We start from the raw sequence: 24,769 nt of genomic DNA on the forward strand, positions 1-24,769 counted from the left end.
GACGCCCGATCGTTCAAGGGCGCGCATCCCGGCGCCGGACGTGCCAGTCTGGGGATGTGCTGAGAGACCGCCCCACCAAGCTCGTGCCTCCCGTGCTGGCCAAGATGGCCGCATGGTCGGGGTGCCTGATCCTCGTCGGCGTGGTGGTCTACTTCTTCGCGCAGGGCGTCGGGCGGCTCAGCTTCGTCGCCCTGCCCGTGGCGGTCGCCCTCCTGCTGACGGCGCTGCTGTTCCCCCTGGCCAGGAGCCTGCGCGAGGCCGGGATGCGGCCCATCTACGCCACCTGGATCACCATGCTGGTCGCGCTGGCCGTGCTCGCCGGCACCGGCTGGCTGGTCGGCGCCCGCGCCACCGAGGAGTTCCCCAATCTCGTCCAGCAGGTCCAGGCGACCTCGCGCGAGGTGCAGAAGTGGCTCATCACCGGCCCGCTGCACCTCAAGCAGGCGCAGATCACCGACTACGTCGACGAGATCGCGAACATGGTCAACACCCAGCGCAGCGCCATCACCGGCACGGTGCTGACCGCGGGCGCCGTCGCCTTCGAGGTGCTCGCCTCGATCGTGCTGCTGCTGTTCGTCACGTTCTTCCTGCTGAAGGACGGCGACCGGATCTGGTCGTGGTTCCTGCGCGCCTTCGGCGAGATGGCGCCGCGCGTCGACCGGGCGGGCCGCGCGGCGTGGACCACGCTCTCGCACTACGTGCAGGGCACCGTGGCCGTCGCCGCCGTCCACGGCCTCATCATGGGCATCGTGCTGGCCGGCATGGGCGTGCCGCTGTGGGCGCCGCTGGCCGTGCTCATCTTCTTCGCCAGCTTCATCCCCATCGTCGGCATCTTCTTCGCCGGCACGGTCGCCACGCTCGTCACGCTGGGCGCCAAGGGCCCCGTCTACGCCCTGATCTTCGTCGGCGTCCTCGTGGTCGAGCAGCAGCTGGAGAACCATGTGCTCCAGCCGCTCATCGTCGGCCGGGCCCTCAACTTCCACCCGCTGGCCATCATCCTCGTCCTGGCCGTGGGCGGCATCCTCGGCGGCATCGCCGGGGCGGCGGTCGCCGTCCCGGTCGCGGCGGTGATCTACCGGGCGCTGCCCGAGCTGCGGCACGACCCACCGGCCCTGCCACCGGGAGAGCACGCGGGCGAGGACGACGCCGGGGGAGAGCCGCCGGGCGAGGACGGTGGCGCGGGAGAGCCGACCGGCGACGGCGAGCGTCCCGAGCCGGCGCGGGCGCTTCCCGGCGGCGCCCCCGCCGCGGCGGGAGTGCCAGGCGGCGAAAGGCCGGCCGACAGCGAGTAATCTCGTCACTCGTGACCCGTACCGCTCCACCGGCCTCATGGCCCCGCACGACACTCCACCCGGGCACCGGGTGTGACCGGATCACTCTCCGGAGGGCGTACCTTGAGGCTGAGGGGCGCATCGGCGCCCCGGAGCACCACGACGAGGTGAACCCGTGACCGCGACCGACCGCGACGCGGCGGGGCTCCGGCCCGGAACGCCCACGGACGCCCCGGCCGAGGCCCCGCTGGAGATCCTCATCCAGCGGCTCGACCCCGGCCTGCCGGCGCCCTCGTACGCCCATCCGGGTGACGCGGGCGCCGACCTGCGCGCCGCATGCGACGCCGAGCTCGCGCCCGGCGAGCGCGCGGTGGTGCCGACCGGCGTCGCCATCGCGCTGCCCGACGGCTACGCCGCGTTCGTCCACCCGCGCTCCGGCCTGGCCTCCCGGCACGGCGTCACCCTGGTCAACGCGCCCGGCACGGTCGACGCCGGCTACCGGGGCGAGATCAAGGTGACGATGATCAACACCGATGCCAGGGAGCCGTTCCGGGTGCGGCGCGGCGACCGCATCGCCCAGCTCGTCGTCCAGCGGGTCGAGCGGGCGGCCTTCCGCGAGGTGGCGGAGCTGCCGGGGTCGGCGCGGGGCGCGGGCGGGTTCGGCTCGACGGGGCGCTGACCGGGGTCCGGCCGCCGACAGGGTTCACAGAGCACTGACCAGGGAGAGTGAGAGACGTGTTCCGACGCCGTCGTCGCGAGCATCCGCAGGGGCCGGCCGACTCGGCCAAGGCCCCGGCCGAGCCCATGCGCGAGTCCGGTCCGTGGGACTCCGACGAGCCCCACCCCGAGCACGACCGGGTCGACCTCGGTGGCCTGCTGCTGCCGCACAACCCCGACTTCGATGTACGGCTGGCCTCCGTCGGCGACCAGCACATCGGTGTCGTCGTCATCCACGACGACAGCACGCTCCAGCTCCAGGCGCTGGCCGCGCCCCGGTCCATGGGGCTGTGGGACGAGGTCAGGACCAAGATCACTCAGCAGGTGCCGTCCCTCCAGGGGCGCGAGGGACCGTTCGGCGCCGAGCTGAGCGGCGAGATCACCGCCGACGGCCAGACCCGCCAGGCGCGCTACCTCGGGGTCGACGGGCCGCGCTGGTTCCTGCTCGCCGTCGTCCACGGCCCGGCCGCCGCCGACGAGGCCCTCGCCGCGCCGTTCCTCGACTTCCTGCGCGACGTCGTCGTCGTCCGCGGCACCGAGCCGATGGCGCGCGAGGAGCCGATCGCGCTGCGCCGCCCCAACGAGCACGGCGTCCCGGACGAGGACCGGACGGGCCTCAACCCCTTCCGGCGCGGACCTGAGATCAGCGAGATTCGCTGACGGCCTCCCATCGCATAGGCTGTTTCATCATGACTACGGCAGGGACTCCCAAACGGGGGTTGCGCGGGTTCTTCAGTCGGCTGGCCTCACCCCAGTCCGAGATCGAGGCGCAGATGCTGCGCCAGGACGCCGAGCAGACGGGCGCGACGCCGATCGCCTCGTGTGGCGGCAGACGCCGGTTCTGTGTAGCCGGTACGCTACGTACGGTGACGCTGCGGCCGAGGGGAGGAGCCCCCGCGCTCGAGGCGGAGCTGTACGACGGGTCCGACGTGATCGACCTGGTCTGGCTCGGCCGCCGCAAGATCGCGGGCATCGAGCCCGGCCGGATCGTCAAGGCCGAGGGCCTGGTGAGCATGCAGGACGGCCGCAAGGTGATGTTCAATCCGCGCTACGAGCTGCGCCCAGGGAGTTGATCAGGTGAAGGCCGAGGCCGGAGACGCCGCCCACGACACCGTGGAGGCAGCCGTTCGAGCCCAGCTCTCCAAGGCGTTCGGCGGCGTGCGGGGCATCATCGAGGCGGCGGTGCCGACGGCGGCGTTCACGCTGGCCTGGATCTCCACCGAGGAGCTGAAGCTGTCGCTCATCGTCAGCGTCTCGCTGTCGGTGCTGCTGCTGCTCGCGCGGGTCCTGCAGCGCTCGACGCCGCAGTTCGTCATCAACAGCCTGATCGGCATCGCGATCGGCGCCTTCTTCGCCAGCCGCACCGGCGACGCCAAGGACTACTTCCTGCCGGGCATCCTGTGGAACGGCGCCTACGCGGTGGCCATGCTGCTGTCCGTCGTCGCCCGCTGGCCCGTGGTCGGGTTCCTCATCGGCTCGGTGACCGGCGACCCGACGGGGTGGCGCAAGGACCCGGGCGTCGTCCGGCTCTGCTCCCGGCTGACGTGGCTGCTCATGATCCCGTGCGTGGTGCGGGTGGCGGTGCAGCTTCCGGTCTACCTGTTCGGCGGGGACGAGGCGGTGGCGGCGCTGGGCGTCACCAAGATCGCCATGGGGTGGCCGCTGCAGATCGCGGCCCTGACCGCCATGATCTGGGTCCTCGGCCGCGGCCGCACCCCGATCAACCCCGTCGCCCCTGTCTGACCCGCCCCCACCCCACGACAAGCCGTGAGGCCCGGTCCCGCCCGTGTCGGCGGGACCGGGTCAGTGCTGCGACAGCAGGTGGGCGAGCTCCTGCTCGACCTCCTGGGTGGCGACGAACAGCAGCTCGTCGCCCGCCTCCAGCGGGTCGTCGTCGGAGGGCACCAGCACGCTGCCCTCGCGCAGGATCGCCACGAGCGCCGAGTCGGCCGGCCACGGCACCGAGCCGGCCCGCTGGCCCACCACCGGCGCGTCCTCGGCGAGCGTGAGCTCCACCAGGTTGGCCTGCCCCTGGCGGAACGTCAGCAGCCGCACCAGGTCGCCGACGCTGACCGCCTCCTCGACGAGCGCGCTCAGCAGGCGCGGCGTCGAGACGGCCACGTCCACGCCCCACGACTCGTTGAACAGCCACTCGTTGTTGGGATGGTTGATCCGGGCGACCACCCTCGGCACGCCGTACTCGGTCTTGGCCAGCAGCGACACCACCAGGTTGACCTTGTCGTCGCCGGTGGAGGCGACGACCACGTGGCAGTTGTTCAGGCCCGCCTCGTCCAGCGAGGCGATCTCGCAGGCGTCGGCCAGCAGCCACTCCGCCCGCGGCACGCTGTCGATCTTGATGGCCTTGGGATCCACGTCGATGAGGAGAATCTCGTGCCCGTTCTCCAGCAGCTCGGCGGCGATGGACCGGCCCACGGCCCCGGCCCCCGCGATCGCGACGCGCATCAGTCGTCCTTCTCCGGTGCGGCGGCGAGCACCTTGTTGATCCGGTCCATGTCGTTCTCGGCGGCGATGACGTGCAGGATGTCGCCCTCCTGGAGCACTGTGTCGTCCGCGACGACCAGCGACTCGCCCATCCGGTTGATGAACGCGGCCCGGCACCTCGCCCTGGGCTCCAGGTCGACGGCGCGCGTGCCGACCCAGGACGGGTGGACGGGCACCTCGGCCAGGACGACCCGGCCGGTCGGGTCGCGCCACAGCGGCTCGGCCCCCTCCGGCAGGATGCGCCGCAGGATCTGGTCGGCCGTCCAGCGCACGGTGGCCACCGTGGGGATGCCCAGCCGCTGGTAGACCTCGGCCCGGCGAGGGTCGTAGATCCGGGCCACGACGTTGTCCACGCCGAACGTCTCCCGGGCCACCCGGGCCGAGATGATGTTGGAGTTGTCCCCGCTGGAGACGGCCACGTACGCGGTGGCGGACTCGATGCCGGCGTCGGTGAGCACGTCGCGGTCGAAGCCGATGCCCGTCACCCGCCGGCCGCGGAACCCCGCCCGCAGCCGGCGGAACGCCTGCGGATCGCGGTCGATGATCGCGACCGAATGGCCGCCGTCTTCGAGAATGTGAGCCAGGGTCGATCCGACCCGCCCGCATCCCATGATCACTATATGCATACTCCCCCGCATCTCGCGGTCGGCCGGTTGCTCGACACCAGTATGGCCTGATAGGGGAGCGCTCGGCTGCGTGGCCGAATCGGGGACTAGGCTCTGGTTACGTGGCGAAGGTGACAGATCTTCTGAAACGCGTCCTGGTAGGCCGGGCGCTGCGGAGCGGGCAACTGCACGAGCAGCTGCTGCCCAAGCGCATCGCGCTGCCGGTGTTCGCCAGCGACGCCCTGTCCTCCGTGGCGTACGCGCCGCAGGAGATCCTCGTCATCCTCTCGCTGGCCGGCGTCTCGTTCTACAGCTACAGCCCGTGGATCGCGCTCGCCGTGGTGCTGGTCATGCTGACGGTCGTCGCGTCGTACCGGCAGAACGTCCACGCCTATCCCAGCGGCGGCGGCGACTACGAGGTGGCCACCACCAACCTCGGGAAGAACGCCGGGCTCACCGTGGCCAGCGCCCTCATGGTCGACTACGTGCTGACCGTGGCCGTGTCCGTGGCCAACGGCGTCGACTACGTGGGCGCCACCATCCCGTTCGTCGCCGAGAACAAGCCCGCGGTCGCCATCACCATCGTCATCCTGCTCACCGTGGTCAACCTGCGCGGCCTGCGCGAGTCGGGCGCCGCCTTCGCCGTCCCGACGTACGCGTTCATGGCCGCGGTGATCGGCCTCGTCCTGTGGGGCGGGTTCCGGCTGCTGGTGCTCGGCGACCAGCTGCACGCGCCCAGCGCCGACTTCGACATCGTCCCGGAGCAGAGCGACCTGGCGGGGTTCGCCGCCGCGTTCCTCGTGCTGCGGGCGTTCTCCTCCGGCTGCGCGGCGCTGACCGGCGTCGAGGCCATCAGCAACGGCGTGCCGGCCTTCCGCAAGCCCAAGAGCAAGAACGCCGCGACCACCCTGCTCATGATGGGCCTGGTCGCGATCACCATGTTCGGCGGCATCATCGCGCTCGGCCTGGCCTCCGGGGTGAAGGTGGCCGAGCCGTCCGTGGTGGCGACCGACCTGCTCAGGCCCGACGGGACGCCCGTCGGCCCCGGTTACTACCAGCAGCCGATCATCTCCCAGGTGGCCGACGCGGTCTTCGGCGGCGGCTCGGCGCCGTTCGTGGTGATCTCGGCGGTGACGGCCCTCATCCTGTTCCTGGCCGCCAACACCGCCTTCAACGGCTTTCCGGTGCTCGGCTCGATCCTGGCCCAGGACCGCTACCTGCCGCGCCAGCTGCACACCCGCGGCGACCGCCTCGCGTTCTCCAACGGCATCGTCCTCCTCGCCCTCGGCGCCTGCCTGCTGCTGTGGGGGTTCCAGGCCGACGTCAGCCGCCTGCTGAACCTCTACATCGTCGGCGTCTTCGTCTCCTTCACCCTCAGCCAGACCGGCATGGTCATCCACTGGACGCGCCACCTGAGGACCGAGACCGACCCGCAGGTCCGCCACCGGATGCACCGCTCGCGCACCATCAACTTCTTCGGCGGCGTCATGACCGGCATCGTGCTCGTCGTCGTGCTGCTCACCAAGTTCCTGGTCGGCGCGTGGATCGTGTGCCTGGCGATGCCGATCCTGTTCCTCATGATGAAGGGCATCCGCCGGCACTACGACAACGTGGCGGCCGAGCTGGAGATCACTGGCGACTACGACGCGTCGATGCTGCCCGCGCGCAACCACGCCATCGTGCTCGTCTCCAAGATCCACAAGCCCACCATGCGGGCCCTCGCCTACGCCCGCGCCACCCGGCCGTCCACGCTGGAGGCCGTCAGCGTGGGCGTGGAGGGCCCCGAGGCGCGCCAGCTCCAGGACGAGTGGGAGCGCCGCGGCATCCCGGTGCCGCTCAAGATGCTCGACTCGCCGTACCGGGAGATCACCCAGCCGATCCTCGACTACGTCAAGACGCTGCGCCGCCGTTCGCCGCGCGACGTGGTGACGGTCTTCATCCCCGAGTACGTGGTCGGGCACTGGTGGGAGCACCTGCTGCACAACCAGAGCGCGCTGCGGCTGAAGGCCCGGCTGCTGTTCAAGCCCGGCGTGATGGTGACGAGCGTGCCGTGGCAGCTCCACTCCTCCGACCGGCTCAAGGGCCGCCCGGAGCCGTACGCGCCTGGCTCGGTGCGGCGGTCCTGGGACGACGCCGCCAAGGACAAGGAGATCCAGACCGGCTGACGGCCGACGAGGCCTTCGACGTGCGGGACCCGCGCGGGCGGGGCATAGGGTGTCGATGTGGAAGTGGAACAGGCATCTTTGGAGCTCACGGTCGGCCCGGTCGCGCACGGAGGCTGGTGCGTCGCCCGGCACGAAGGGCGCGTGGTGTTCGTCCGGCACGCGCTGCCGGGCGAGCGCGTCGTCGCCGCCGTGACCGAGGAGACCTCCCGCTTCCTCCGCGCCGACGCCGTGGAGATCCTGGAGCCCTCACCCGACCGCGTCGTGCCGCCCTGCCCCTACGCCGGCCCCGGCCGGTGCGGCGGCTGCGACTGGCAGCACGCCACCCTGGAGGCCCAGCGCGCGCTCAAGGCCGAGGTGGTGGCCGAGCAGTTGCGCAGGCTCGCCGGCATCGATCGGAAGGTCGTGGTGGAGGAGGTGCCGGGCGCGCCGGACGGCCTCGGCTGGCGCACCCGTGTCCAGCTCGCCGTACGACCGGACGGGGCGCCGGGCTTCCGCAAGCACCGCTCCCACGACATCCAGCCCGTCGACGCGTGCCTGATCGCCCACCCGGAGGTGGAGGCGGTCGGCGCGGAGCTGCGTGAGTGGCCCGGGGCGGCGGGCGTCGAGGTGATCGCCTCCGCGGGCGGCGACCGCGCCGTGGTGGTCAAGCCGCGCCCGCGCCGCACGGTGCCCGTGCCCGACCTCGACGCGCCGGCCTCGATCCTGCTCGACCAGGGCAAGGGCCGCACGGTGCCGCGCCACGGCTCGGGCGTGCTGCGCGAACGGGTCGGCGACCGGGAGTTCCGGGTGTCGGGCAGCGGCTTCTGGCAGGTCCACCCCGGCGCCGCGGAGACCCTGCTGGACGCGGTCCTGACCTTCGCCGCCCCCGAGCCGGGGGAGTGGGCGCTCGACCTCTACTGCGGCGTGGGCCTGTTCGCCGCCGGCCTGGCCGAGGCGGTGGGACCGGAGGGAGCCGTCTTCGGCCTGGAGTCGGACGCGGCGGCGGTCCGCGACGCCCGCGCCAACCTCCGCGACCTCCCACAGGCGCGCGTGGAGCGGGGCCGGGTCGAGGAGGCCCTGGACCGCTTCCAGATCGAACGCGCCGACGTGGTCGTGGTGGACCCGCCCCGCGCCGGCCTCGGCCGCGAGGTGGTGGACCGCGTCGCGGGCCTGGAGGCGCCACGCATCGTCTACGTCTCCTGCGACCCGGCCACCCTGGCCCGCGACCTGGCCTGGCTGGACGAGCGCGGCTACGGCCTCACGGACCTGCGCGCCTTCGACGCCTTCCCGATGACCCACCACGTGGAGTGCGTGGCGCTACTGGTCAAGAAGGCGGTCTAGCCTCTGGTCGAACGTCACAGCACGCTGGGGCGGCCGCGGTCAACCATGTGAAGGGGAACGTCCTGCTCGATCCGGGCCAGGACAGCCAGCGCGTTGCCACCCTGGGCGGCGGCGTACTCCGCCTCTGTCAACGCCGCGACCTGAAGGAACGTGAGCGCGCCGTTCGGCGTCTCGATGGTGCCCAGTTCCGGGTCGACAGCGAAGGCCAGGGCCGCGAGCTCCGTCGGGGTGTTCTCAGGCAGGCCTGGATGGTCGTTGAAGAAGCCGGGGGCGACGTGGATGGTGTGCCCAGGGGAGAAGGGGCGTTGGACGATCACGTATCTGGCCAGTTGCTGGAGGATGACGGCCGCCCACATCGGAGGTCCGGCGTCCTCGGGGTCCTTGGCCACGCGCAGGCTGAACTCGATGCCCCAGCCCGACAGCTCGGCTATGTCGCTGGTCTTGTCGTACAACTCTGACAAGCCGCAGCCGACCATGTGCCAGTGAGGGCGTGGGTCGTCGTGGTCGTAGTTGCGAATGGCGTCCAGGGGGTCATGGCCGCCCAGGGAGTAGGGGCGTTCCGGCGCCCAGTCGGGCCATTGAGTGTCGCGGCCGTAGTGCTCACGAAGCACGGCGTTGATGGCATCCCAACCATTGATCGGTTGCGCAGTATTGATCATCGACCGAACATTACTGGCGAGTCTCCAACTTCGTGGCCATCAGCGCCAAGTCGGGCATCCGGCGTCGCCTCTCCGGGGATCACAGAGATGTTCAGGGAGTCCCAAGATCGCAACGAACCCGTCAACCGGATGACGGGTCTCCGCTCTCGCCGACGGGTCCGTTGAAGACCAGCTTCGTCGTCTCCGCCGGGACGATGAGGTCGGCGGTCTCCACCACCTGCTCGCCGGCGAAGTAGCTGCGCTCGACCACCATCACGATCGACCCGGTGCCGATACCCAGCCGCTTCGCCTCGTCAGGGGAGGCCGGCCGGGCCCAGACCTCTTCGTCCCACGCGTCCACGCTGATGCCGATGGCCGCCATCCGGTGCGTCACGCCCGCGCCCGCGTGCGGGCCCGCCTCGGGGAAGGCGATCGGCGTGCCCTTCGTGATGGCGAGAGGTTCCCACGAGGTGGAGAGCATCCACGGGCCCTCGTCGTCGGAGGAGAACGTGTAGACGGTGCGCATGACGTCGTGGCGGTCTCCGTCCGGCTCACCCAGGCCCAGCCGCTCCCGGATCTCGGCCGGTGCCTGCATCGTGTCGGAGGCGTACTCCCACGCGCCATGGCGGCCCTGCTCGGCCATCTGCTGACGGAACGGTGAGCCGCCCCGGCGCTCCCGAAACCATGAGCGCACCAGAGACCTGAGTTGCGGGCGCTGCCGTACGAAGGTGCCCGCACCCGGCCGGGACACAAGCAGTCCCTCTCGTAGCAGTAGCTGCGTCGCCTCGCGGACGACGCCCTCGGCGGCCTGGTACTCGGCCGCGAGCTCTTGGCGCGCGGGCAGTCGAGCGCCGGGAGTGAGCTCGCCCGTGGCGATGCGGCGCCTCAGGTCGGCTGCGATCCGAACGTATGCGGGTTGATCCACCGACCCAGCTTGACGGCCGGATATCCAGCCTGCAAGCTGGACATCCTAAAGTTCATCCGGATATCCGGATCTCAGTGCCCTGGTGGTGACCGTGCCGATCTGGACCCAGGATTACCCCGCGCTCGCCCAAGCAGCAGACGCTGCCTCTCGTGTCGCGTACACCCTCGCCCATCAGCACCTGCCCAGCCGAGCCTCCGACGCCCATGCCCTGGTCGAGAACCTGTTCTTTGCCGGGCTGGAGCGCACCTCGCCGGGCGGCAGCCTGAACCTGATCACGATGACCAGCCCCAGGAAGGTGCGGTTCGAGCTGCACTATCCCGACGACAAGCCGGTAGGGAACTACAGCGACCTCCACCAGGCGGTGTCCGAGCTCGCCGACGCGTACGGGGAGCGACCCACCTCGCGCGGTGGATGCATGATCTACGCCGAGCTCTGGGCGGTCCGGTGACGGACGACCACGAGACCCGGGCCGGCGGCTAGGCATCTCGTGATCGTGTGGGAGCCGCACATCCCGCGAGGCCGGACCCGGATCACGGAGACGTGCTGCTGCGCCGCGTACGAGTGGGCGGCCGAGGGCGGGAGCTTCCTCGTCCTGCGCAGAGCCGCCCGGCTCAAGGACGAACGCAGGCCCGTTCAGCCCCGCTACGAGGAGGCCGGTCGCGGCCGGTACGCGGCGGCGCGCGCGGTGTGGGCACAGCTCGTGGAGCAACACCGCCGGAACCATGAGGCCCGCTGACCCGACTTACCCGAGCGGCTGTACACCGTTCCACGGCATCGCACGTCTTACCTCGCCCACATCGTCTCCACCCAGGAGCCACAGATGCATCTTCGCTTACGTGCTCTCGCCGGCCTGGCCGCGCTCGCCGGGGCCTTCCTCGTCTCGGCCCCGGCCGCCGCCGCCCACGCCACTGTCACATTCGCGACCACGTATCGCGGCGAGGGCGACGACGTGATCAGCATCCCTGCGACGTCCGCGCCGAGCATCGTGAAGGCTACCCACCAGGGTGAGTCCAACTTCATCGTGTGGGCGCTCGCCTCCGACGGCAAGGAGGAGGGCCTGGTCGCCAACGCGATCGGGGACTACAAAGGCACGGCCGCCTTCAACATCGACAGCGCCACCAAGATCCGTGCGTTGAGCGTCAAGGCTGACGGCTCCTGGACCCTCCAGGTCCTTCCGATCACCAAGGCCCGCTACTGGGCGATCAAGGCCAGAGGTACGGGGGCGGAGGTGCTTCGGCTCACGGCTCCGAGCAAGGGCCTGCGCCGGCTGACGATCCGGCACAGCGGTGAAGCGAACTTCATCATCTGGGCGTTGGACAGCCGCGGCCACACCCGGAGTCTTCTCGTCAACAAGATCGGCGACTACCAGGGACGCGTCGCCCTGCCTGCGGGCACTCGCTACGCCGCGATCACGGCGGACGGGGCATGGTCCATCAGCCGGTGACAGGCGCTCCGCGTGACCGGGGGAATGGTGTCGCAATGGAAGCAGGCGCCGCGGTCTCAGCACCGATTCCCGCCATTCTCCCGATCTTGCTCTGGGTCAAGAAATGAGACAACATCCAGTCATGATCAAGCGATGGCTGGAGATGACCCGGGCCGACAACCGGCCGGTAGCCGTGTCCACGCGTGTCGTGGTCCTCGTGGTGATCGCCATCGCGTTGGTACTGCTCATCCTCGGCAACGTGCCGCCCGACCCGGCCTGGCAATAGCCACCGGCAGCAGCGCCCGTGCACCCAGGCGCGTGGCCGGTTTTGTCGGTGCTGTTCGGCATCATCGCTGCAAACGATCAAGGAGTGGCGATGGCGACCGACCCCCTCGCCCCGTTCCGCTGGCTGGCGGTTCCGGCGGGGCACGAGGACAACCTGTTCGACGAGATCTTCTGCGTTTCCTTTCTGCGTGGACTTGAACCAGCCGAGGTGCTGCGCCGCTTCGCGAAGCCGGAGGCGCGCCAGGGGACGCCTCAAGGGCTGCCGCAGGGACGGGAGATGAGTCTGGACGAGTACGGTCATGCGGCGTTCGAGTTCGGCGACAGGTACTGCGGCGCGCTGGGCGGTGGACACGTGGGAGTCGTCCAGGCGGGGGACTGGTGCGTGGCCCTCGAACTCTTCGGTTGGGAGGCCGCTATGGGAGACACCCTGGCCAGACTGTCCTCCGGCTGTGAAGTGTTGGCCGTTCTACGCCACGACTACGCCAACCACCATGTCGCCTACGCAATCGACGGGGAGACCGTCACCGGTTTCAACCCGCACTGGCCGGACAAGCGGTCGGGCTGTGATCCGGATCGGCTCAACCCGTTCATGCGCGAGGTCGGCCTTCCCCTGGAGCCGGCGACCGGGGGCGACGACCGGCATGACCTCTACGCCACCGCGATCGCGCGGTCGTTCCATCTGGCGGCGAGGATCACCGGCGTCGTGCTCACACCGGACATGCTGACGGGTCCGCTCCTGGTCGGCCCGGTACGGGGCACCTGAAATCGGATGGCGGTGCCGGGGTGGGTGTCGTTAGGGTCGCGGCGTGATCTACGAGGACCCTCTGGCGTACCTGCTCGGCATCGAAGGCGTCGCCCTGTTGCGCTCGTTCACCGGCCAGTCCGACCGCGGCTTCGTCGAGTCGCGCGTCGCCGAGATCCGCCGGCTGCTCGACGACGAGGCGCTGTCGGACGCGGGCGTGGAAGTCGCGCGGGTGGACGCGGTGGAGGGCTATCGCATCTGGTCGCGCACCTATGACGGGCCCAACGGGCTGTTCGCCATCGACGAGCCCGTCGTCGGGCAGATCCTCGACGCGCTTCCGGCGGGCGTCGCCCTGGACGCCGCGTGCGGCACCGGCCGGGTGGCGGCGTCCCTGGCCGGGCGCGGCCATCAGGTCATCGGCGTGGACGGCTCGCCCGACATGCTCGCGCGGGCACGGGACCGGGTCCCGCAGGGGGAGTTCCTGGTCGGGGACCTGCTGGGCCTGCCGGTGCCGGACGACGCCGTGGACCTCGTGGTCTGCTCCCTGGCGCTGACGCATGTCCCGTCGCTGCGGCCGGTGATGGCCGAGTTCGCCAGGGTGCTGCGCCCGGGAGGACACCTGGTGGTCTCCGACATGCATCCCGAGGGAGTCGCCCGGGGCTTCGTTCCGCCCGTACGGCGGGAGGACGGGCAGCCGGGGCGGATAGCCACCTACCGGCACCCCGTCGGCGACTACCTGCGCGCCGCCCTGGCGGCGGGGCTGCAGGTGCGCCGCTGCGAGGAGCCCCGCCTGCCGGAAGCGGAGCACCCGCGGCCGGTAGAGACGCCGTCCACGGCGCAGGCGCTGGAGACCTGGGACGTGTGGCCGTGGTCCCTGACGGACCTGGTGCCCGAGGCCGCGAGGGCCGCGCATGGCGACGTGCCGGCGATGGTCGTCTGGCACTTCCAGCTGTCCGCGGCGGGAGACTGAGCCGCGAGTTTCTCCCGAGGCGCATAGATGGCCCACCAGGACGGGCATGTCTCTACCCGGCCCCGCATGTGCGGGCCGCCCGCCATCGGCCCGGATGGCAAGCTGACTCCCGGTGGCCGGGCCCTCACGGAACGGGGCGGCGCGGGCGGCTGCGAACGTCTCCCGCGTAGACCCCGGGCACGGCCACAGGCAGGCAGTCTCCCCTCGGAAGGAGCACGAATGAGCAACCGTGTCGTCGCGCGAAGGCTCAACGACCACGTCGAGATCCACCACGTCGACAGGCCGGACGTGGTGCTGGAGGTCCCGCGCAAGGACTTCGCCGACCTGATCGCCGCGGTCACGCCGCTGGAGGCCGAGGTCACGGAGTCCGCGGCCTGACGCCAAGGACCACCTGCCGGAGCCCCCGCCGCCCACGCGGCGGGGGCTTCCGCCTGCCTGCGCCCGTGACTCCCTGCCGGGTTAGGGGTGGCCTTTCCGCCCTGTTTCGGTCATCCATTCGGCGGAAAAGCGGATGGCGGTGGTCATGTGGGGCGTACGGTGCGCCACATGCGCCGTCAGCCGACCCCCACCGAGACGCCGGAACCGCAGGTTTCCGCACCCGCCGGGACGGGTGGAGGACAACGCAGGACGCGGGTCCTCGCGGTGGCGGGCACGGCGCTCGTGGCCGGCGTGAGCGTCGTCCTGGTCGTGACGAGTCTCGTCCCCGAGACGGCCGGGCCTGACCAGGCGTACCTGCACCGCCTTGAGCGGATCGCCCCATGGCTGGCGCCCGAGGAGGGCGCCGCGCTGAGCCGGGCCCGCGCCACCTGCCGCGACATCCTGGACGGCAAGCCGGGGGAGGAGCTGGTGAGCGACGCCCAGGAGCGCTTCACCGACGTGACCCGGGAGCAGGCCGCCGAGATCGTGGATGCGGTCAAGGAGTGGTGCCTCCCACCGGCGACCTCCTTCGCGAACTGAGCTCTCGTCCGACACACTGAGCCCATGGAATACGTCGGCCGGGTGCCCGCCCCGCCGCTCGACCGGTTCATCGACGACATCTACTGCCTGACCGGGGTGCCGCGCCACCCCCGGATGAACGTCCCGCCGATGCCGTCCGCACACCTGTTCGTCAACCTGGGCGAACCCGCCCGTCTGTGGGATCGCGACCCCTCGGCGCCGCCGGCAGTGCTCACCGATGGGTGGTTCATGGGTGTACGGACCAGGCGTTTCCTCCTCGAGTACCCCGCACGGGTGCGGCTCGTCGGGGTGCACTTCAAGCCTTGGGGTCTTTCGCCGTTCGTCGACATGCCGGCGACCGAGCTGCGGGACCGATGGGTGCCGGTCGACGCCGTCTGGCGACGGTCCTCGGACCGGATCCGCAACCGGCTGGGCGACAGCGCATCGGCCACCGAGACCCTGCGGGTGGTGGAGGAGGAGCTGCGGTCGCGACTGGCCGAGGCGCCGTCGCGCGGTCTCGACCTGGTCCGGCACGCGGGCGGGCGGTTGGCGACCTCGCACGGCGCGCTCCCGGTCGGTGCGCTGACCGACGCCGCCGGGGTGAGTGGCAATCACCTGGCCACGCAGTTCAAGTCCCATGTCGGGCTCACCCCCAAGCGGGTGGCGCGGATCTACCGCTTCGCGCGGCTGATCCTTTCCGTGGACCCCCTGCGTCCGGCCGACTGGTCGGAGCTCGCCCAGACGGCGGGCTACTTCGACCAGGCCCACTTCAGCAAGGAGTTCAAGGACTTCACCGGCCACACCCCCACGGAATACCTGGACCTGCGGCGCCGATTCCCCGCCGAGCGAGGGTTCCCGCCGGACAGCGGCCCGATGCCCGCTGATTGATTTTTTACAAGCCCGGCCGCCCCCCGGCACGACAGGATCGGAGGCGAACGCGCAGGACGACTCCAGGAGGACCCGTGGGCACAGTGATCATGCACAACGTGGTGTCGGTGGACGGCTTCATCGCCGACGAGAAGGACGACGTCGGACCCCTCCACGACTGGTACTTCAGCGGGGACACCGCGATCACCGAAGGCGGCGACCAGGAGTACGACCATTCCGGAACGGGAAGCCGCCTCAAGGTCTCACGCGCGTCGGCGGCGTACGTCCGGCCGATGTGGGAGTCGATCGGCGTGATCGTGATGGGCCGCACCCTGTTCGACCTGGTGAACGGCTGGGAGGGCAAGCCGCCTGCGGGCGACCACGTGGTCGTGGTGTCCCACCGGCCCAAGCCCGAGGGCTGGCACCCCGAGGCGTCGTACCATTTCGTCGATGACGTGACGGCAGCGATCGACAAGGCCCAGGAGCTCGCCGGGGAGCGGACCATCGGTGTGAACGCCGGCGAAGTAGGCGGCCAGATCCTCGCGGCGGGTCTCGTGGACGAGGTGGCGATGGACGTGGTGCCGGTGGTGTTCGGGTCGGGCAAACGCTTCTTCGGCAGCATCGAGGGGCAGCATCTGCTGGAGGATCCGCACGTGGTCATCCAGGGCGACCGGGTGCTGCACCTGAAGTTCGAGGTACGCCGATAGGCCGGTGGGCGCCCACGGCCGACCCGACTTCACCGGGCGGCTCGACCCGGGCGCCGCCCGGCCTACAGGCGGGGGTCCACCGGCTCCGACTCCAGGGCCAGGACGGCGAAGACCGGCTCGTGGACGCGCCAGGCCGCCTCGCCCTCGCACAGCCGGGCCAGCGACTCCAGCCCCAGCGCGTACTCCCGCAGCGCCATCGCCCGCTTCTTGCCCAGGAAGCGCCTGCGCAGCACGTCCAGCGACTCCGTGTAGTCCGGCCCGTAGATGATGCGCAGGTACTCGCGGCCCCGCACCTTCACCCCCGGCTGGACCCGGCCCGGCGTGTACGCGGCCGGCTTGACCACCATGCCCTCGCCCCCGGCCGCCGTCAGCGACTCCCACCAGGCCACCGCCTCGGCGCGCGACTGCGCCGAGTCCAGCGACACGAACAGGTGGCGCGTGTGCGTGATCAGCGGCGAGTCCAGCAGCGCCAGCGTGGACAGGTGCCAGGCGTGCGGCTCCAGCGCCGTGGCCCGCCCCTCGCAGGCGAGGATCTGGAACGGCGCCACCCGTACCCCGTCCAGCCCGTCGACCGGCCAGCAGTAGCGGGCGTAGGCGTCGCGGAACAGGGCAGCGTTGGTGGAGCGGCGCCGGGTGCGGGACAACAGTCCGCCCACATCCGCCCCGCGCCCGGCCGCCGCTTCGAGCGCCGACACGGCCTCGGGCAGCGCCACCCGCGCCGCCGCGCCCACCGAGGCGTACTGCGTCCTGATCAGCTCGCCTGCCTTGGCCGACCAGGGCAGCAGCTCGCAGTCGAGGACCACCCAGTCGGAGCCGAGCTCCGCCCACAGCGGCGCGCACGCCTCCCGCAGCCTCTCGACGAGCGGCCCGTTGTCGTGGAAGAACGGGCGGCCGGTACGCGTGTAGACGGCCCCCGTGCTGCCGTCGGTGACGCCGAACCTGTCCCGCGCCACCTCCGGCGTCCTCGCCAGGACGGCCACGGCCCGCGAGCCCATGTGCTTCTCCTCGCACACGACCTCGCCCACCCCGGCGGCGGCGAACTCCGCGAACGCCTCGGCCGGGTGCTCCAGGTAGCCGTCCAGCGTGGACGTCTCCGGCGGCGCCATCGTCGGCGGCAGGTACACGAGCCAGCGCGGGTCCACCGCGAACCGGCTCATCACCTCCAGCGCGGCCGTGGCGTTCTCCTCCATCACCTTGACCCGCGCGCCGAAGCGCGTCTCGACGTACCGGGTGCCCCGCACGTCGTCGACGCTCAGCGTGTTCGGCTCGCGTACGGGGCCGCCGAGTGGCTTGACCGGCTCGTACCAGACCTTCCGGGCCGGCACCTGCACCAGCTCCCGCTCCGGGTAGCGCAGCGCCGTCAGCTCGCCGCCGAACACGCAGCCCGTGTCGAGGCAGATCGTGTTGTTGACCCACTCGGGTCGCACGGTCGGGGTGTGGCCGTAGACGACCATGGCCCGGCCCCGGTAGTCGTCGGCCCACGGGTAGCGCACCGGCAGGCCGTACTCGTCGGTCTCGCCGGTCGTCTCGCCGTACAGGGCGAAGGAACGGACCCGGCCGGACGCGCGCCCGTGGTACGCCTCCTTCAGGCCCGCGTGCGCGACGACGAGCCGGCCGCCGTCGAGCCGGTAGTGGCTGATCAGCCCGTCCATGAACGCCCGCGCCCGCTCCGCGAACTCCGGCGGCTCGGCGGCGAGCTGGTCCAGCGACTCCTGGAGGCCGTGCGTCGCCCTGACGTTGCGGCCGTTGAGCGCGCGCACCAGCTTCTGCTCGTGGTTGCCGGCCACGCACAGCGCCGTGCCCGCCTCGACCATGTCCATGACCAGCCGCAGCACGCCCGGCGTGTCGGGCCCGCGGTCCACCAGGTCGCCGACGAACACCGCCGTCCGCCCCTCCGGGTGCCGCACCCCCTGCCAGCCGAGCCGCGCGAGCAGCTCCTCCAGCTCGGCGCGGCAGCCGTGCACGTCGCCGATGATGTCGAACGGCCCGGTCAGCTCACGCTTGTCCGACCACGCCTTCTCGTACGTCACGGTGGCGCTCTCGACGGCGTCGAGGCCGCGCAGCACGTGGACCTTGCGGAAGCCGTCCCTGGAGATCTTGGACAGCGACCGGCGCAGCTCCTTGCGCTGCCGGATCACCACGCCGGCCCCGAAGTCACGGTCGGGACGGGTGGCGTTGCGCTCGATGGCCGTCTCCTCGGGCACGTCCAGCACGACGGCGTCGGCCAGCACGTCGTGCCGCTTGGCCAGGTCGATGAGGGCCTTGCGGGCGCCGTACTGCACGTTCGTCGCGTCGACCACGGTGAGCAGGCCGCGCGACAGGCGCACGCCGACGATGTGGTGGAGCAGCGCGAACGCCTCCGACGTGGCGGACTGGTCGTTCTCGTCGTCGGAGACCAGGCCGCGGCAGTAGTCGGACGAGATGACCTGCGTCGGCTTGAAGTGCCGGGCGGCGAACGTCGACTTCCCGCTGCCGGACACGCCGACCAGCACCACCAGGGACAGCTCAGGAACGCTGATCACGGGTGAACACTCCCATCTGCGTCGGCGGGCCGACCTCGGGGTCGTCCTCGCCCACGGGCCGCAGGGCGACGGTGTAGCCGTACCGGCCGGCCACCTCGGCGGCCCACGCGGCGAACTCGGCCCGGGTCCACTCGAACCGGTGGTCGGGGTGGCGCAGTCCGGTCAGGAACTCGTAGCGCACGTTGTACTCGATGTTCGGGGTGGTGACGAGCACGTGACGGGGCCGGGCGTGACCGAACACGACCCGCTCCAGCGCCGCCAGGCGCGGCGGGTCGACGTGCTCGACCACCTCCATGAGCACGGCCGCGTCGTAGCCGGCCAGCCGCTTGTCGGTGTACGTCAGGGCGCCCTGGAACAGGGTCAGCCGCTCGCGCCTGGCGGCGGGCATCCGCTCCAGCTTCAGCTTGCGCGCCGCGATGGTCAGGGCCATGGGGGAGACGTCCATGCCGCCGACTCGGGCGAACCGGGGCCTGGCCAGCAGCTCGCCGACCAGCTCGCCCTGGCCGCAGCCGAGGTCGATGACGCTGGTCGCGCCCAGCTCCTCCAGGGTCAGCAGCACGGCCTCCCGCCGCTTCCCGCTGAGCGACCGCGGCCCGGCGGCCTCCGCCGGAGCCTGCTCCTGCCGCTCTTCCTGGACGGTGGCGTCCGGCTGCTCGCCGTCCGGGGCCGGCGTCGCGGTCGGCCCCTCCTCCGGTACGGCCGGCTCCAGCGCCTCCTCCGTCTCGTCGCCCAGCTCCGCCAGCCGCGCCAGCGCCGTACGGGCCAGCGCCCGGCGGCGGCCCAGGTAACGCCGCGTGATCAGCCCCCGCTCCGGGTGCGTCCCCAGCCAGCCCTCACCGGCCCGGATGAGCTTGTCCACCTCGTCCGGCGCGATCCAGTAGTGCTTGGCGTCGTCGAGCACCGGCAGCAGCACGTACAGGTGGTTGAGCGCGTCGGCCAGCCGGACGCTCCCGGTGAGGGCGAGCGTCACGTACCGCGAGTCGCCCCACTCCGGGAATCCCTCGTCCAGCGGCACAGACTGCGCCGACACCTCCCAGCCGAGCGGCTCGAACAGCCGTCGCGCCAGGTCGGGGCCGCCCCGGCAGGGCAGCGCCGGCAGCCGGATCTCCAGCGGCAGCGGCCCGGCCGCCAGCTCCGGCCGGGCCGCGCACCGCCCCGCCCGCGCCGTGCGGAACACGTCGGCGAGCGCGACGGCCAGCAGGGACGAGGCGGCGTAGGGCCGGTCGTTGACGTACTGCGACAGGCTGAAGTCCGGCGAGCCCTTCCCGCGCGAGCGGGCCAGCGTCACCGGGTCGACCTCCAGGAGGAGGGCGGCGGTGCAGCGCTCCTCGCCCGCCTCCGGGTAGAACACCGTCGCCTTGCCGGACGACTGCCCGAACTCCTGCACTCGGTCGGGATGCTTGTGCAGCAGGAAGCCCAGGTCTGTCGCCGGTCTCGCGGTCGTCGAGATCGTCAGCAGCACGCGCCAAGTGTGCCGTAGCGGGGCGAAACCGCGCCACGGCGTTTACACGTGCGGCAGCACCTCGGCGGCGATCAGCTCCAGGTGGTCCGAGTCGGCCAGGTCCATCACCTGGAGGTACACCCGCTCCGCCCCCAGCTCCGCCAGCGCGCCCAGCTTGTCCAGAACCTCGGCGGGGGTGCCGGCGAGCCCCTTCTCGCGCAGCTCGTCCATACCCGTGCCGATCGCCGCCGCGCGCCGCTCCAGCTCGGCCCGGTCACGGCCGACGCACACGGTCTGCGCCGCCGACAGGATGAGCGTGCGCCCGGCCTCGTCGGCCGCCCGCCGTACCCGGTCGAAAGCCGCCCCCGTCTCGGCCGGGGTGTGGAACGGCACGTTGTACTCGTCGGCGTCCGTCGCCGCCAGCGGGGGCGTCCGCTTGGCGCCGCCCCCGCCGATGATGATCGGCGGGCGCGGGCGCTGCGCCGGCTTCGGCAGCGCGGGCGAGTCGGCCAGCCGGTAGTAGGCGCCCTCGAACGAGTACGGCCCCTCGGCGGTCCAGAGCCCCCGGATGATCTCCAGCTGCTCCTCGAACCGGCCGAACCGCTCACCCACCGGCGGGAACGGGATGCCGTACGCCGCGTGCTCGCCGTCGTACCAGCCGGTGCCGAGGCCCAGCTCGACCCGGCCGCCGCTCATCCGGTCGACCTGCGCGACGCTGATCGCCAGCGGCCCCGGCAGCCGGAACGTGGCCGGCGTCACCAGCGTGCCCAGCCTGATCGTGGAGGTCTCCCTCGCCAGACCGGCCAGCGTGATCCACGCGTCCGTGGAGCCGGGCCCCGGATCGCCGGCGCCGATGCGTTGGTAGTGGTCCGACCTGAAGAAGGCGTCGAAGCCCAGCCGCTCGGTGGCCTGGGCGACGGCGAGCAGGTCGGTATAGGTCGCGCCCTCCTGGGGCTCCGTGAAGATCCGCAACTTCATACCGCCATTATCGGTATGGACCGGACGGCATCCGGAGAACACCCCCGGTGCTGCCCCCGGGCTTGCTAGCGTCGCGTCAACGCTCTGTGTGATCGGCCGACGACTCGGGGTGGCGCATGTCTGGTTCGCGGCTGTCCGGCTCGCGGTGGTCCGGAGGGCGGTCCCGGCGCGGGCGGGAGGCCGGCACGCTTCCGCGCCCGCTGGCGCTCCTCGCCGCCCTGGGCCTGGCGGCCGCGACAGGGGTGTCGCTCACGCTGTTGCCGGCCCGCGCCATGCCCGACCTCGTCCCGGCCGCCACCTCGCCGGCGCTCGCCCGGCCCCGGCCTCCCGACGTTCCAGAAGCCGCCACGGCTGGGCCCGCGTCCTTCGTCCGCTTCGCCGAGCCCGGCCGCGACCCCGGCTTCGACCTCGCCGCCGACGCGCGGCTGACGGGAGCGCGCTGGTACGCCCTCGGCCACCTGGTCGCCGGCCCCGACACCTGCACCTCCGCCTGGACCACCTCCTCATCGGCCACCCCGCTGACGGACACGGACGGGGCGCTCGTCGCGGGGATCCGGGCGTTACGGGAGGAAGGGGGTGGCGCGGGCGTCGTACTCGGCGGGTCCCGGGGCCGTGAGCTCGCGGCCACCTGCGCCACACCCGAGAGCCTGGCCGCCGCCTACGGAGACGTCGTCGCCCGCCTCGGCGCCGCGTACCTCGACATCGAGCCGACCGCTGTCGAGGCACGCGACAGCGATCCGGGTGACGGCGAGCCGGGTGACGGCGCCGACCGGGCCGTGGTGATCCGCCGGGCGCGCGCCCTGGCTCTGCTGCAGCGCGAGCGGCGGCTGCCCGTGACCTTCACGCTGCCGCTCCGGTCGGACGGCCTGGCCGAGCGTGACGTCGCGATGCTGCGCCTCACCCGCGCGCACGGCGCCGAAGTCGCCACCGTCAACCTGCTGTCGCCGATCGAGCCGTCCGGAGCGCCCCCGGGCAGGCTGCGCCGCGTCGCCTCGGCCGTGCGCGCCGCCGTGCGGCAGGTCGCCGAGATCCAGGGCCTGGACGGCCCGGCCGACGCGTGGCACCGGGTCGCGCTCACGCCCGTCCTGGGAGCCGCCGCCGACCTGAACGAGACCGACGCGCGTGCGCTGGCCGCGTTCGTGGCCCGCAACGACCTGGCCTGGCTGTCCCTGCGCGGCGCCGAGCCCGAACCGGCCGTGGCCCGCGTCCTCTGGCACACCCTCGCCTGAACGACACCGCCGGGACCGATCCCCTTGAGCGACCCCACTGGCATACTCCCGCCCGAACTATAGGATTTCGGCGAAGCGACGACGACGTAGCCGGCGAGGGGGAGAGGCGGTGGCGGGCCAGGCGCGCACGGCGCGGAAGATCCTCGTCTACTGGATGGACGGCACGGTCGCCCTGCTGGCGCTCTCGTTCGTGGCCATGGTCGCGGCGATGACCGTTGAGCGAAAGATGACCGTCCCGCACGCCGTCGTCGTCGGCGTCTGCCTGCTCGGATCGTGCGCGCTCTACCCGTTCCTGCTGCGCGAGGCCTTCGACACCCGGCCGCGGCCGACGGCCAAGCTCGTCGTGGCCGGCCTGCTGGCGGCGGGCGCGGTGGCCCTGCTGCCCCCCGCATCGGGCACCGGTACGAGCGACGGGGTCTGGGCCATGGTGATGTACCTGTGGCTGTCGGGCGCAGTGCTGTACCTGCCGATGTGGGCGGGCATCTGCACCGGCGCCGTCGTGCTCGGGCTGACCGTGACCGCCGTCGTGGTGATCACGCACCAGCCGTGGCAGCCGGTGCTGCTCGTGCAGGGGACCATGGCCATGGTGATGTCCGTCGCCCTGTGGCTGTGGCGGTGGCTGTGGTGGACGATCAGGGACGCGCACGACAGCCAGGAGGCCAAGGCGAGCCTGGCCGTGGCGGAGGAGCGGCTGCGGTTCGCGCGGGACCTGCACGACCTGCTCGGGCACAGCCTCTCGGTGATCTCCCTGAAGAGCGAGCTGGCCGCCAAGCTCGCCACCCGCTCGGACGCCGGGGCCGGCAAGGCGGAGCGGGAGATGGCCGACGTACGCAGGCTGGCCGCGGAGGCGCTGGCCGAGGTGCAGGTCGCCGTGGACGGCTACCGGACGCTCGACCTGGACGAGGAGCTCCACGGGGTACGGGCGGCGCTGGAGGCGGCCGGCGCCCGCTGCGTGATCGACGCCGCCACCGCCGACCTGTCGCCCGCGGCCCGCGCGCTGCTCGCCTGGGCGGTCCGCGAGGGCGCCACGAACATCCTCAAGCACAGCACGGCCACCCGGTGCTCGATCACGATCCGCGACGGCGCCCTGGAGATGCGCAACGACGGCGTACGCGTCCCGGTGCCCACGGCCGCGTACCCGCTGGAGACCGTCGGGGAGGCGAGGAGCCGGGCGGGCGGGGAGCGCGGCGGTAGCGGCCTGCGCGGGCTGTCCGAGCGGATGGCCGCCGCGGGCGGGACGTTCGCGGCGGGCCCGGATCACGGCGGCGAGTTCGTGCTGAGGGCGGCGGTGCGGGCATGAGCGGGCGAGCGGTCCGGTTCCGGGCCAGGCGGGGGACGAAACGGGACACGGTCCTCCGGATCTGGCGGGCGACGAAGCTCGACAAGGTCCTCAGGTTCAGGCGGGCGACGAAGCTCGACAAGGTCCGGTGGCTCATCGTCTACTCGATCGACTTCCTCCACCTCACGTCCCTGAGCGGCTTCTTCTCGCTGTACGCGATCTGGGAGCAGGGATTCCCGGCGCCGCTGGCGGTGGGGGCCGGTGTGCTGCTGGCCGTCCTGCTGGTTCTCGCCTGCCGGACGTTCCGGCTCGCGGTCAGGGGCGGCAGCCGGCCGACGGCCGTCCTGTGGGTCTCCGGCGTGATCGCGCTCGTGCTGTCGCCGGTCGCGCTGCTCTGGGGGCCCGCTCTGTGGCTGGGCATGTTGGCGCCGTTCACCCGCAAGCGCACCGTCGTCGCGGCGTCCGCCGCGTCCATCGTCGTCGTGAGCGTCTACCTCGCGCTGATCACGGGGGGGGTGCTCTGGCCCGTGGTCCTCCTCCAGACGGTGCTCACCGTGCTCATCGTGGGCTGCGTCGGCGTGAACCTGTGGCTGTGGCGGCTGGCCAAGGCGGCCCACGAGGGCCAGGAGGCCAGGGCCAGGCTGGCCGTCTCCGAGGAGCGGCTGAGGTTCGCCCGCGACCTGAACGACCTGCTCGGGCAGAGTCTGTCCGGCATCTCGGCCGGAGCCGAGCGGGCCGAGGAGCTGCTCCGGTCGGACCCGGAGGCCGCGGCGGCCCGCATGTACGAGGTGCGGGACACCGCCCGACAGGCGCTGCGCGAGGTGCGCCTGGCCGTACAGAGCTATCGGACGCTGGACCTCGACGAGGTGCTCGCCGGCGTGCGCGCGGTCCTGGAGGCGGCGGGCGTGCGCTGCGCCGTCGAGGCGGACACCGCCGCACTCGGGCCCGAGACCCGTACGCTCCTGGCGACCGTCGTCCGGGAGGGCGCCACGAACGTGCTCAAGCACAGCAAGGCCGAGCGCTGCTCGATAACGATCAAGGATGGGGTGCTGGAGATGTCCAACGACGGGGTGACCGGCCCGGTGGGCGACCACGCGCCGGACGGGCTCGGCGGCCTGTCACGGCGGGTCAGCGCCGCGGGCGGCACGCTCCAGGCGGCGCCCACCCGCGAGGGCGCGTACGTCCTGCGCGCGGCGGTGCCCGCGTGACCGCGTCCGTGCCGGGGAACGGCGGGGGATCGCTCGTGT

The 24,769-nt window shown here is 72.0% G+C and carries 27 protein-coding genes; 20 read left to right on the plus strand and 7 right to left on the minus strand.

All coding sequences use genetic code 11. The annotated features are described in order from the left end of the window. Positions 1-56: 56 nt before the first annotated feature. The 5 genes from MTP10_RS19715 (at position 57) to MTP10_RS19735 (ending at position 3,731) form a co-directional block, all read left to right on the plus strand. Positions 57-1,292: an AI-2E family transporter gene (locus MTP10_RS19715; protein ID WP_310710943.1), complete on the plus strand. Its 1,236-nt coding sequence runs from the start codon at positions 57-59 to the stop codon at positions 1,290-1,292. 226 nt (positions 1,293-1,518) lie between these two features. Continuing rightward, the gene (gene dut / locus MTP10_RS19720; protein WP_310711011.1) at positions 1,519-1,950 is read left to right on the plus strand and encodes a dUTP diphosphatase; all 432 of its coding nucleotides are present in this window, start codon (positions 1,519-1,521) and stop codon (positions 1,948-1,950) included. A gap of 56 nt (positions 1,951-2,006) precedes the next feature. Beyond that, positions 2,007-2,648 (plus strand): DUF3710 domain-containing protein, encoded by a 642-nt coding sequence (locus tag MTP10_RS19725; RefSeq protein WP_310710944.1) that lies wholly within the window; start codon positions 2,007-2,009, stop codon positions 2,646-2,648. Positions 2,649-2,677: 29 nt separating this feature from the next. After that, positions 2,678-3,061, plus strand: coding sequence for an OB-fold nucleic acid binding domain-containing protein (locus MTP10_RS19730; RefSeq protein ID WP_310710945.1), 384 nt, complete (start codon positions 2,678-2,680; stop codon positions 3,059-3,061). A gap of 4 nt (positions 3,062-3,065) precedes the next feature. Continuing rightward, positions 3,066-3,731 (plus strand): DUF3159 domain-containing protein, encoded by a 666-nt coding sequence (locus MTP10_RS19735; protein ID WP_310710946.1) that lies wholly within the window; start codon positions 3,066-3,068, stop codon positions 3,729-3,731. Between the two features lie 60 nt (positions 3,732-3,791). On the opposite strand, the gene MTP10_RS19740 is transcribed toward MTP10_RS19735, so the two are convergent. Then, complete coding sequence (locus MTP10_RS19740; RefSeq protein ID WP_310710947.1) at positions 3,792-4,451, minus strand: TrkA family potassium uptake protein; 660 nt, start codon at positions 4,449-4,451, stop codon at positions 3,792-3,794. Beyond that, on the minus strand, positions 4,451-5,116 hold the full coding sequence (locus MTP10_RS19745) for a TrkA family potassium uptake protein (RefSeq protein WP_310710948.1): 666 nt from the start codon (positions 5,114-5,116) through the stop codon (positions 4,451-4,453). Before MTP10_RS19745 ends, MTP10_RS19740 begins: the two co-directional genes overlap by 1 nt. A gap of 110 nt (positions 5,117-5,226) precedes the next feature. On the opposite strand from MTP10_RS19745, the gene MTP10_RS19750 reads away from it, so the two are divergent. Both MTP10_RS19750 and MTP10_RS19755 read left to right on the plus strand, forming a co-directional pair. After that, entirely contained in the window at positions 5,227-7,260 is a 2,034-nt protein-coding gene (locus tag MTP10_RS19750; protein WP_397334481.1) for an APC family permease, read from the plus strand. Between the two features lie 57 nt (positions 7,261-7,317). After that, on the plus strand, positions 7,318-8,580 hold the full coding sequence (locus tag MTP10_RS19755; protein ID WP_310710950.1) for a class I SAM-dependent RNA methyltransferase: 1,263 nt from the start codon (positions 7,318-7,320) through the stop codon (positions 8,578-8,580). A gap of 14 nt (positions 8,581-8,594) precedes the next feature. On the opposite strand, the gene MTP10_RS19760 is transcribed toward MTP10_RS19755, so the two are convergent. Next, positions 8,595-9,239, minus strand: a complete 645-nt coding sequence (locus MTP10_RS19760) for a suppressor of fused domain protein (RefSeq protein WP_310710951.1) — start codon at positions 9,237-9,239, stop codon at positions 8,595-8,597. Between the two features lie 121 nt (positions 9,240-9,360). Beyond that, positions 9,361-10,143, minus strand: coding sequence for a GntR family transcriptional regulator (locus MTP10_RS19765; RefSeq protein WP_310710952.1), 783 nt, complete (start codon positions 10,141-10,143; stop codon positions 9,361-9,363). Positions 10,144-10,225: 82 nt separating this feature from the next. On the opposite strand from MTP10_RS19765, the gene MTP10_RS19770 reads away from it, so the two are divergent. The 10 genes from MTP10_RS19770 (at position 10,226) to MTP10_RS19815 (ending at position 16,073) form a co-directional block, all read left to right on the plus strand. Beyond that, complete coding sequence (locus MTP10_RS19770) at positions 10,226-10,591, plus strand: hypothetical protein (RefSeq protein WP_310710953.1); 366 nt, start codon at positions 10,226-10,228, stop codon at positions 10,589-10,591. Positions 10,592-10,630: 39 nt separating this feature from the next. After that, the gene (locus MTP10_RS19775) at positions 10,631-10,879 is read left to right on the plus strand and encodes a hypothetical protein (RefSeq protein WP_310710954.1); all 249 of its coding nucleotides are present in this window, start codon (positions 10,631-10,633) and stop codon (positions 10,877-10,879) included. An 84-nt stretch (positions 10,880-10,963) separates the two neighbouring features. Next, positions 10,964-11,587 (plus strand): hypothetical protein, encoded by a 624-nt coding sequence (locus MTP10_RS19780; protein ID WP_310710955.1) that lies wholly within the window; start codon positions 10,964-10,966, stop codon positions 11,585-11,587. 121 nt (positions 11,588-11,708) lie between these two features. Further along, a complete protein-coding gene (locus tag MTP10_RS19785) occupies positions 11,709-11,852 on the plus strand; it encodes a hypothetical protein (protein WP_310710956.1) in 144 nt (47 codons plus the stop codon). 48 nt (positions 11,853-11,900) lie between these two features. Continuing rightward, positions 11,901-12,614 carry a DUF6461 domain-containing protein gene (locus MTP10_RS19790; RefSeq protein ID WP_310710957.1) on the plus strand — a complete coding sequence of 238 codons (714 nt, stop codon included), beginning with the start codon at positions 11,901-11,903 and terminating at the stop codon, positions 12,612-12,614. A 43-nt stretch (positions 12,615-12,657) separates the two neighbouring features. Then, a complete protein-coding gene (locus tag MTP10_RS19795) occupies positions 12,658-13,563 on the plus strand; it encodes a class I SAM-dependent methyltransferase (protein ID WP_310710958.1) in 906 nt (301 codons plus the stop codon). A 219-nt stretch (positions 13,564-13,782) separates the two neighbouring features. Beyond that, a complete protein-coding gene (locus tag MTP10_RS19800) occupies positions 13,783-13,941 on the plus strand; it encodes a hypothetical protein (RefSeq protein WP_310710959.1) in 159 nt (52 codons plus the stop codon). Positions 13,942-14,109: 168 nt separating this feature from the next. Beyond that, positions 14,110-14,520 carry a DUF732 domain-containing protein gene (locus MTP10_RS19805; RefSeq protein ID WP_310710960.1) on the plus strand — a complete coding sequence of 137 codons (411 nt, stop codon included), beginning with the start codon at positions 14,110-14,112 and terminating at the stop codon, positions 14,518-14,520. Positions 14,521-14,544: 24 nt separating this feature from the next. Beyond that, positions 14,545-15,387 carry a helix-turn-helix domain-containing protein gene (locus MTP10_RS19810; protein ID WP_310710961.1) on the plus strand — a complete coding sequence of 281 codons (843 nt, stop codon included), beginning with the start codon at positions 14,545-14,547 and terminating at the stop codon, positions 15,385-15,387. A gap of 74 nt (positions 15,388-15,461) precedes the next feature. Next, complete coding sequence (locus MTP10_RS19815; protein ID WP_310710962.1) at positions 15,462-16,073, plus strand: dihydrofolate reductase family protein; 612 nt, start codon at positions 15,462-15,464, stop codon at positions 16,071-16,073. Between the two features lie 62 nt (positions 16,074-16,135). On the opposite strand, the gene MTP10_RS19820 is transcribed toward MTP10_RS19815, so the two are convergent. Genes MTP10_RS19820 through MTP10_RS19830 form a run of 3 tightly spaced genes read right to left on the minus strand, consistent with a single transcriptional unit; the run spans position 16,136 to position 21,014 of the window. After that, the gene (locus MTP10_RS19820) at positions 16,136-18,595 is read right to left on the minus strand and encodes a polynucleotide kinase-phosphatase (RefSeq protein ID WP_310710963.1); all 2,460 of its coding nucleotides are present in this window, start codon (positions 18,593-18,595) and stop codon (positions 16,136-16,138) included. Next, entirely contained in the window at positions 18,579-20,057 is a 1,479-nt protein-coding gene (locus tag MTP10_RS19825; RefSeq protein WP_310710964.1) for a 3' terminal RNA ribose 2'-O-methyltransferase Hen1, read from the minus strand. Before MTP10_RS19825 ends, MTP10_RS19820 begins: the two co-directional genes overlap by 17 nt. A 42-nt stretch (positions 20,058-20,099) precedes the next feature. Next, positions 20,100-21,014 (minus strand): LLM class F420-dependent oxidoreductase, encoded by a 915-nt coding sequence (locus MTP10_RS19830; RefSeq protein WP_310710965.1) that lies wholly within the window; start codon positions 21,012-21,014, stop codon positions 20,100-20,102. A 116-nt stretch (positions 21,015-21,130) separates the two neighbouring features. Between MTP10_RS19830 and MTP10_RS19835 the strand changes: the two genes are divergently transcribed. The 3 genes from MTP10_RS19835 to MTP10_RS19845 all read left to right on the plus strand — a co-directional run bounded on the left by MTP10_RS19835 (position 21,131) and on the right by MTP10_RS19845 (position 24,730). After that, positions 21,131-22,243 (plus strand): hypothetical protein, encoded by a 1,113-nt coding sequence (locus MTP10_RS19835; RefSeq protein WP_310710966.1) that lies wholly within the window; start codon positions 21,131-21,133, stop codon positions 22,241-22,243. A gap of 109 nt (positions 22,244-22,352) precedes the next feature. After that, the gene (locus MTP10_RS19840; protein WP_310710967.1) at positions 22,353-23,543 is read left to right on the plus strand and encodes a histidine kinase; all 1,191 of its coding nucleotides are present in this window, start codon (positions 22,353-22,355) and stop codon (positions 23,541-23,543) included. Then, complete coding sequence (locus tag MTP10_RS19845; protein WP_310710968.1) at positions 23,540-24,730, plus strand: histidine kinase; 1,191 nt, start codon at positions 23,540-23,542, stop codon at positions 24,728-24,730. Before MTP10_RS19840 ends, MTP10_RS19845 begins: the two co-directional genes overlap by 4 nt. Positions 24,731-24,769: the final 39 nt, after the last annotated feature.

Source organism: Nonomuraea sp. 3-1Str (assembly GCF_031570565.1).
Classification (GTDB): domain Bacteria; phylum Actinomycetota; class Actinomycetes; order Streptosporangiales; family Streptosporangiaceae; genus Nonomuraea.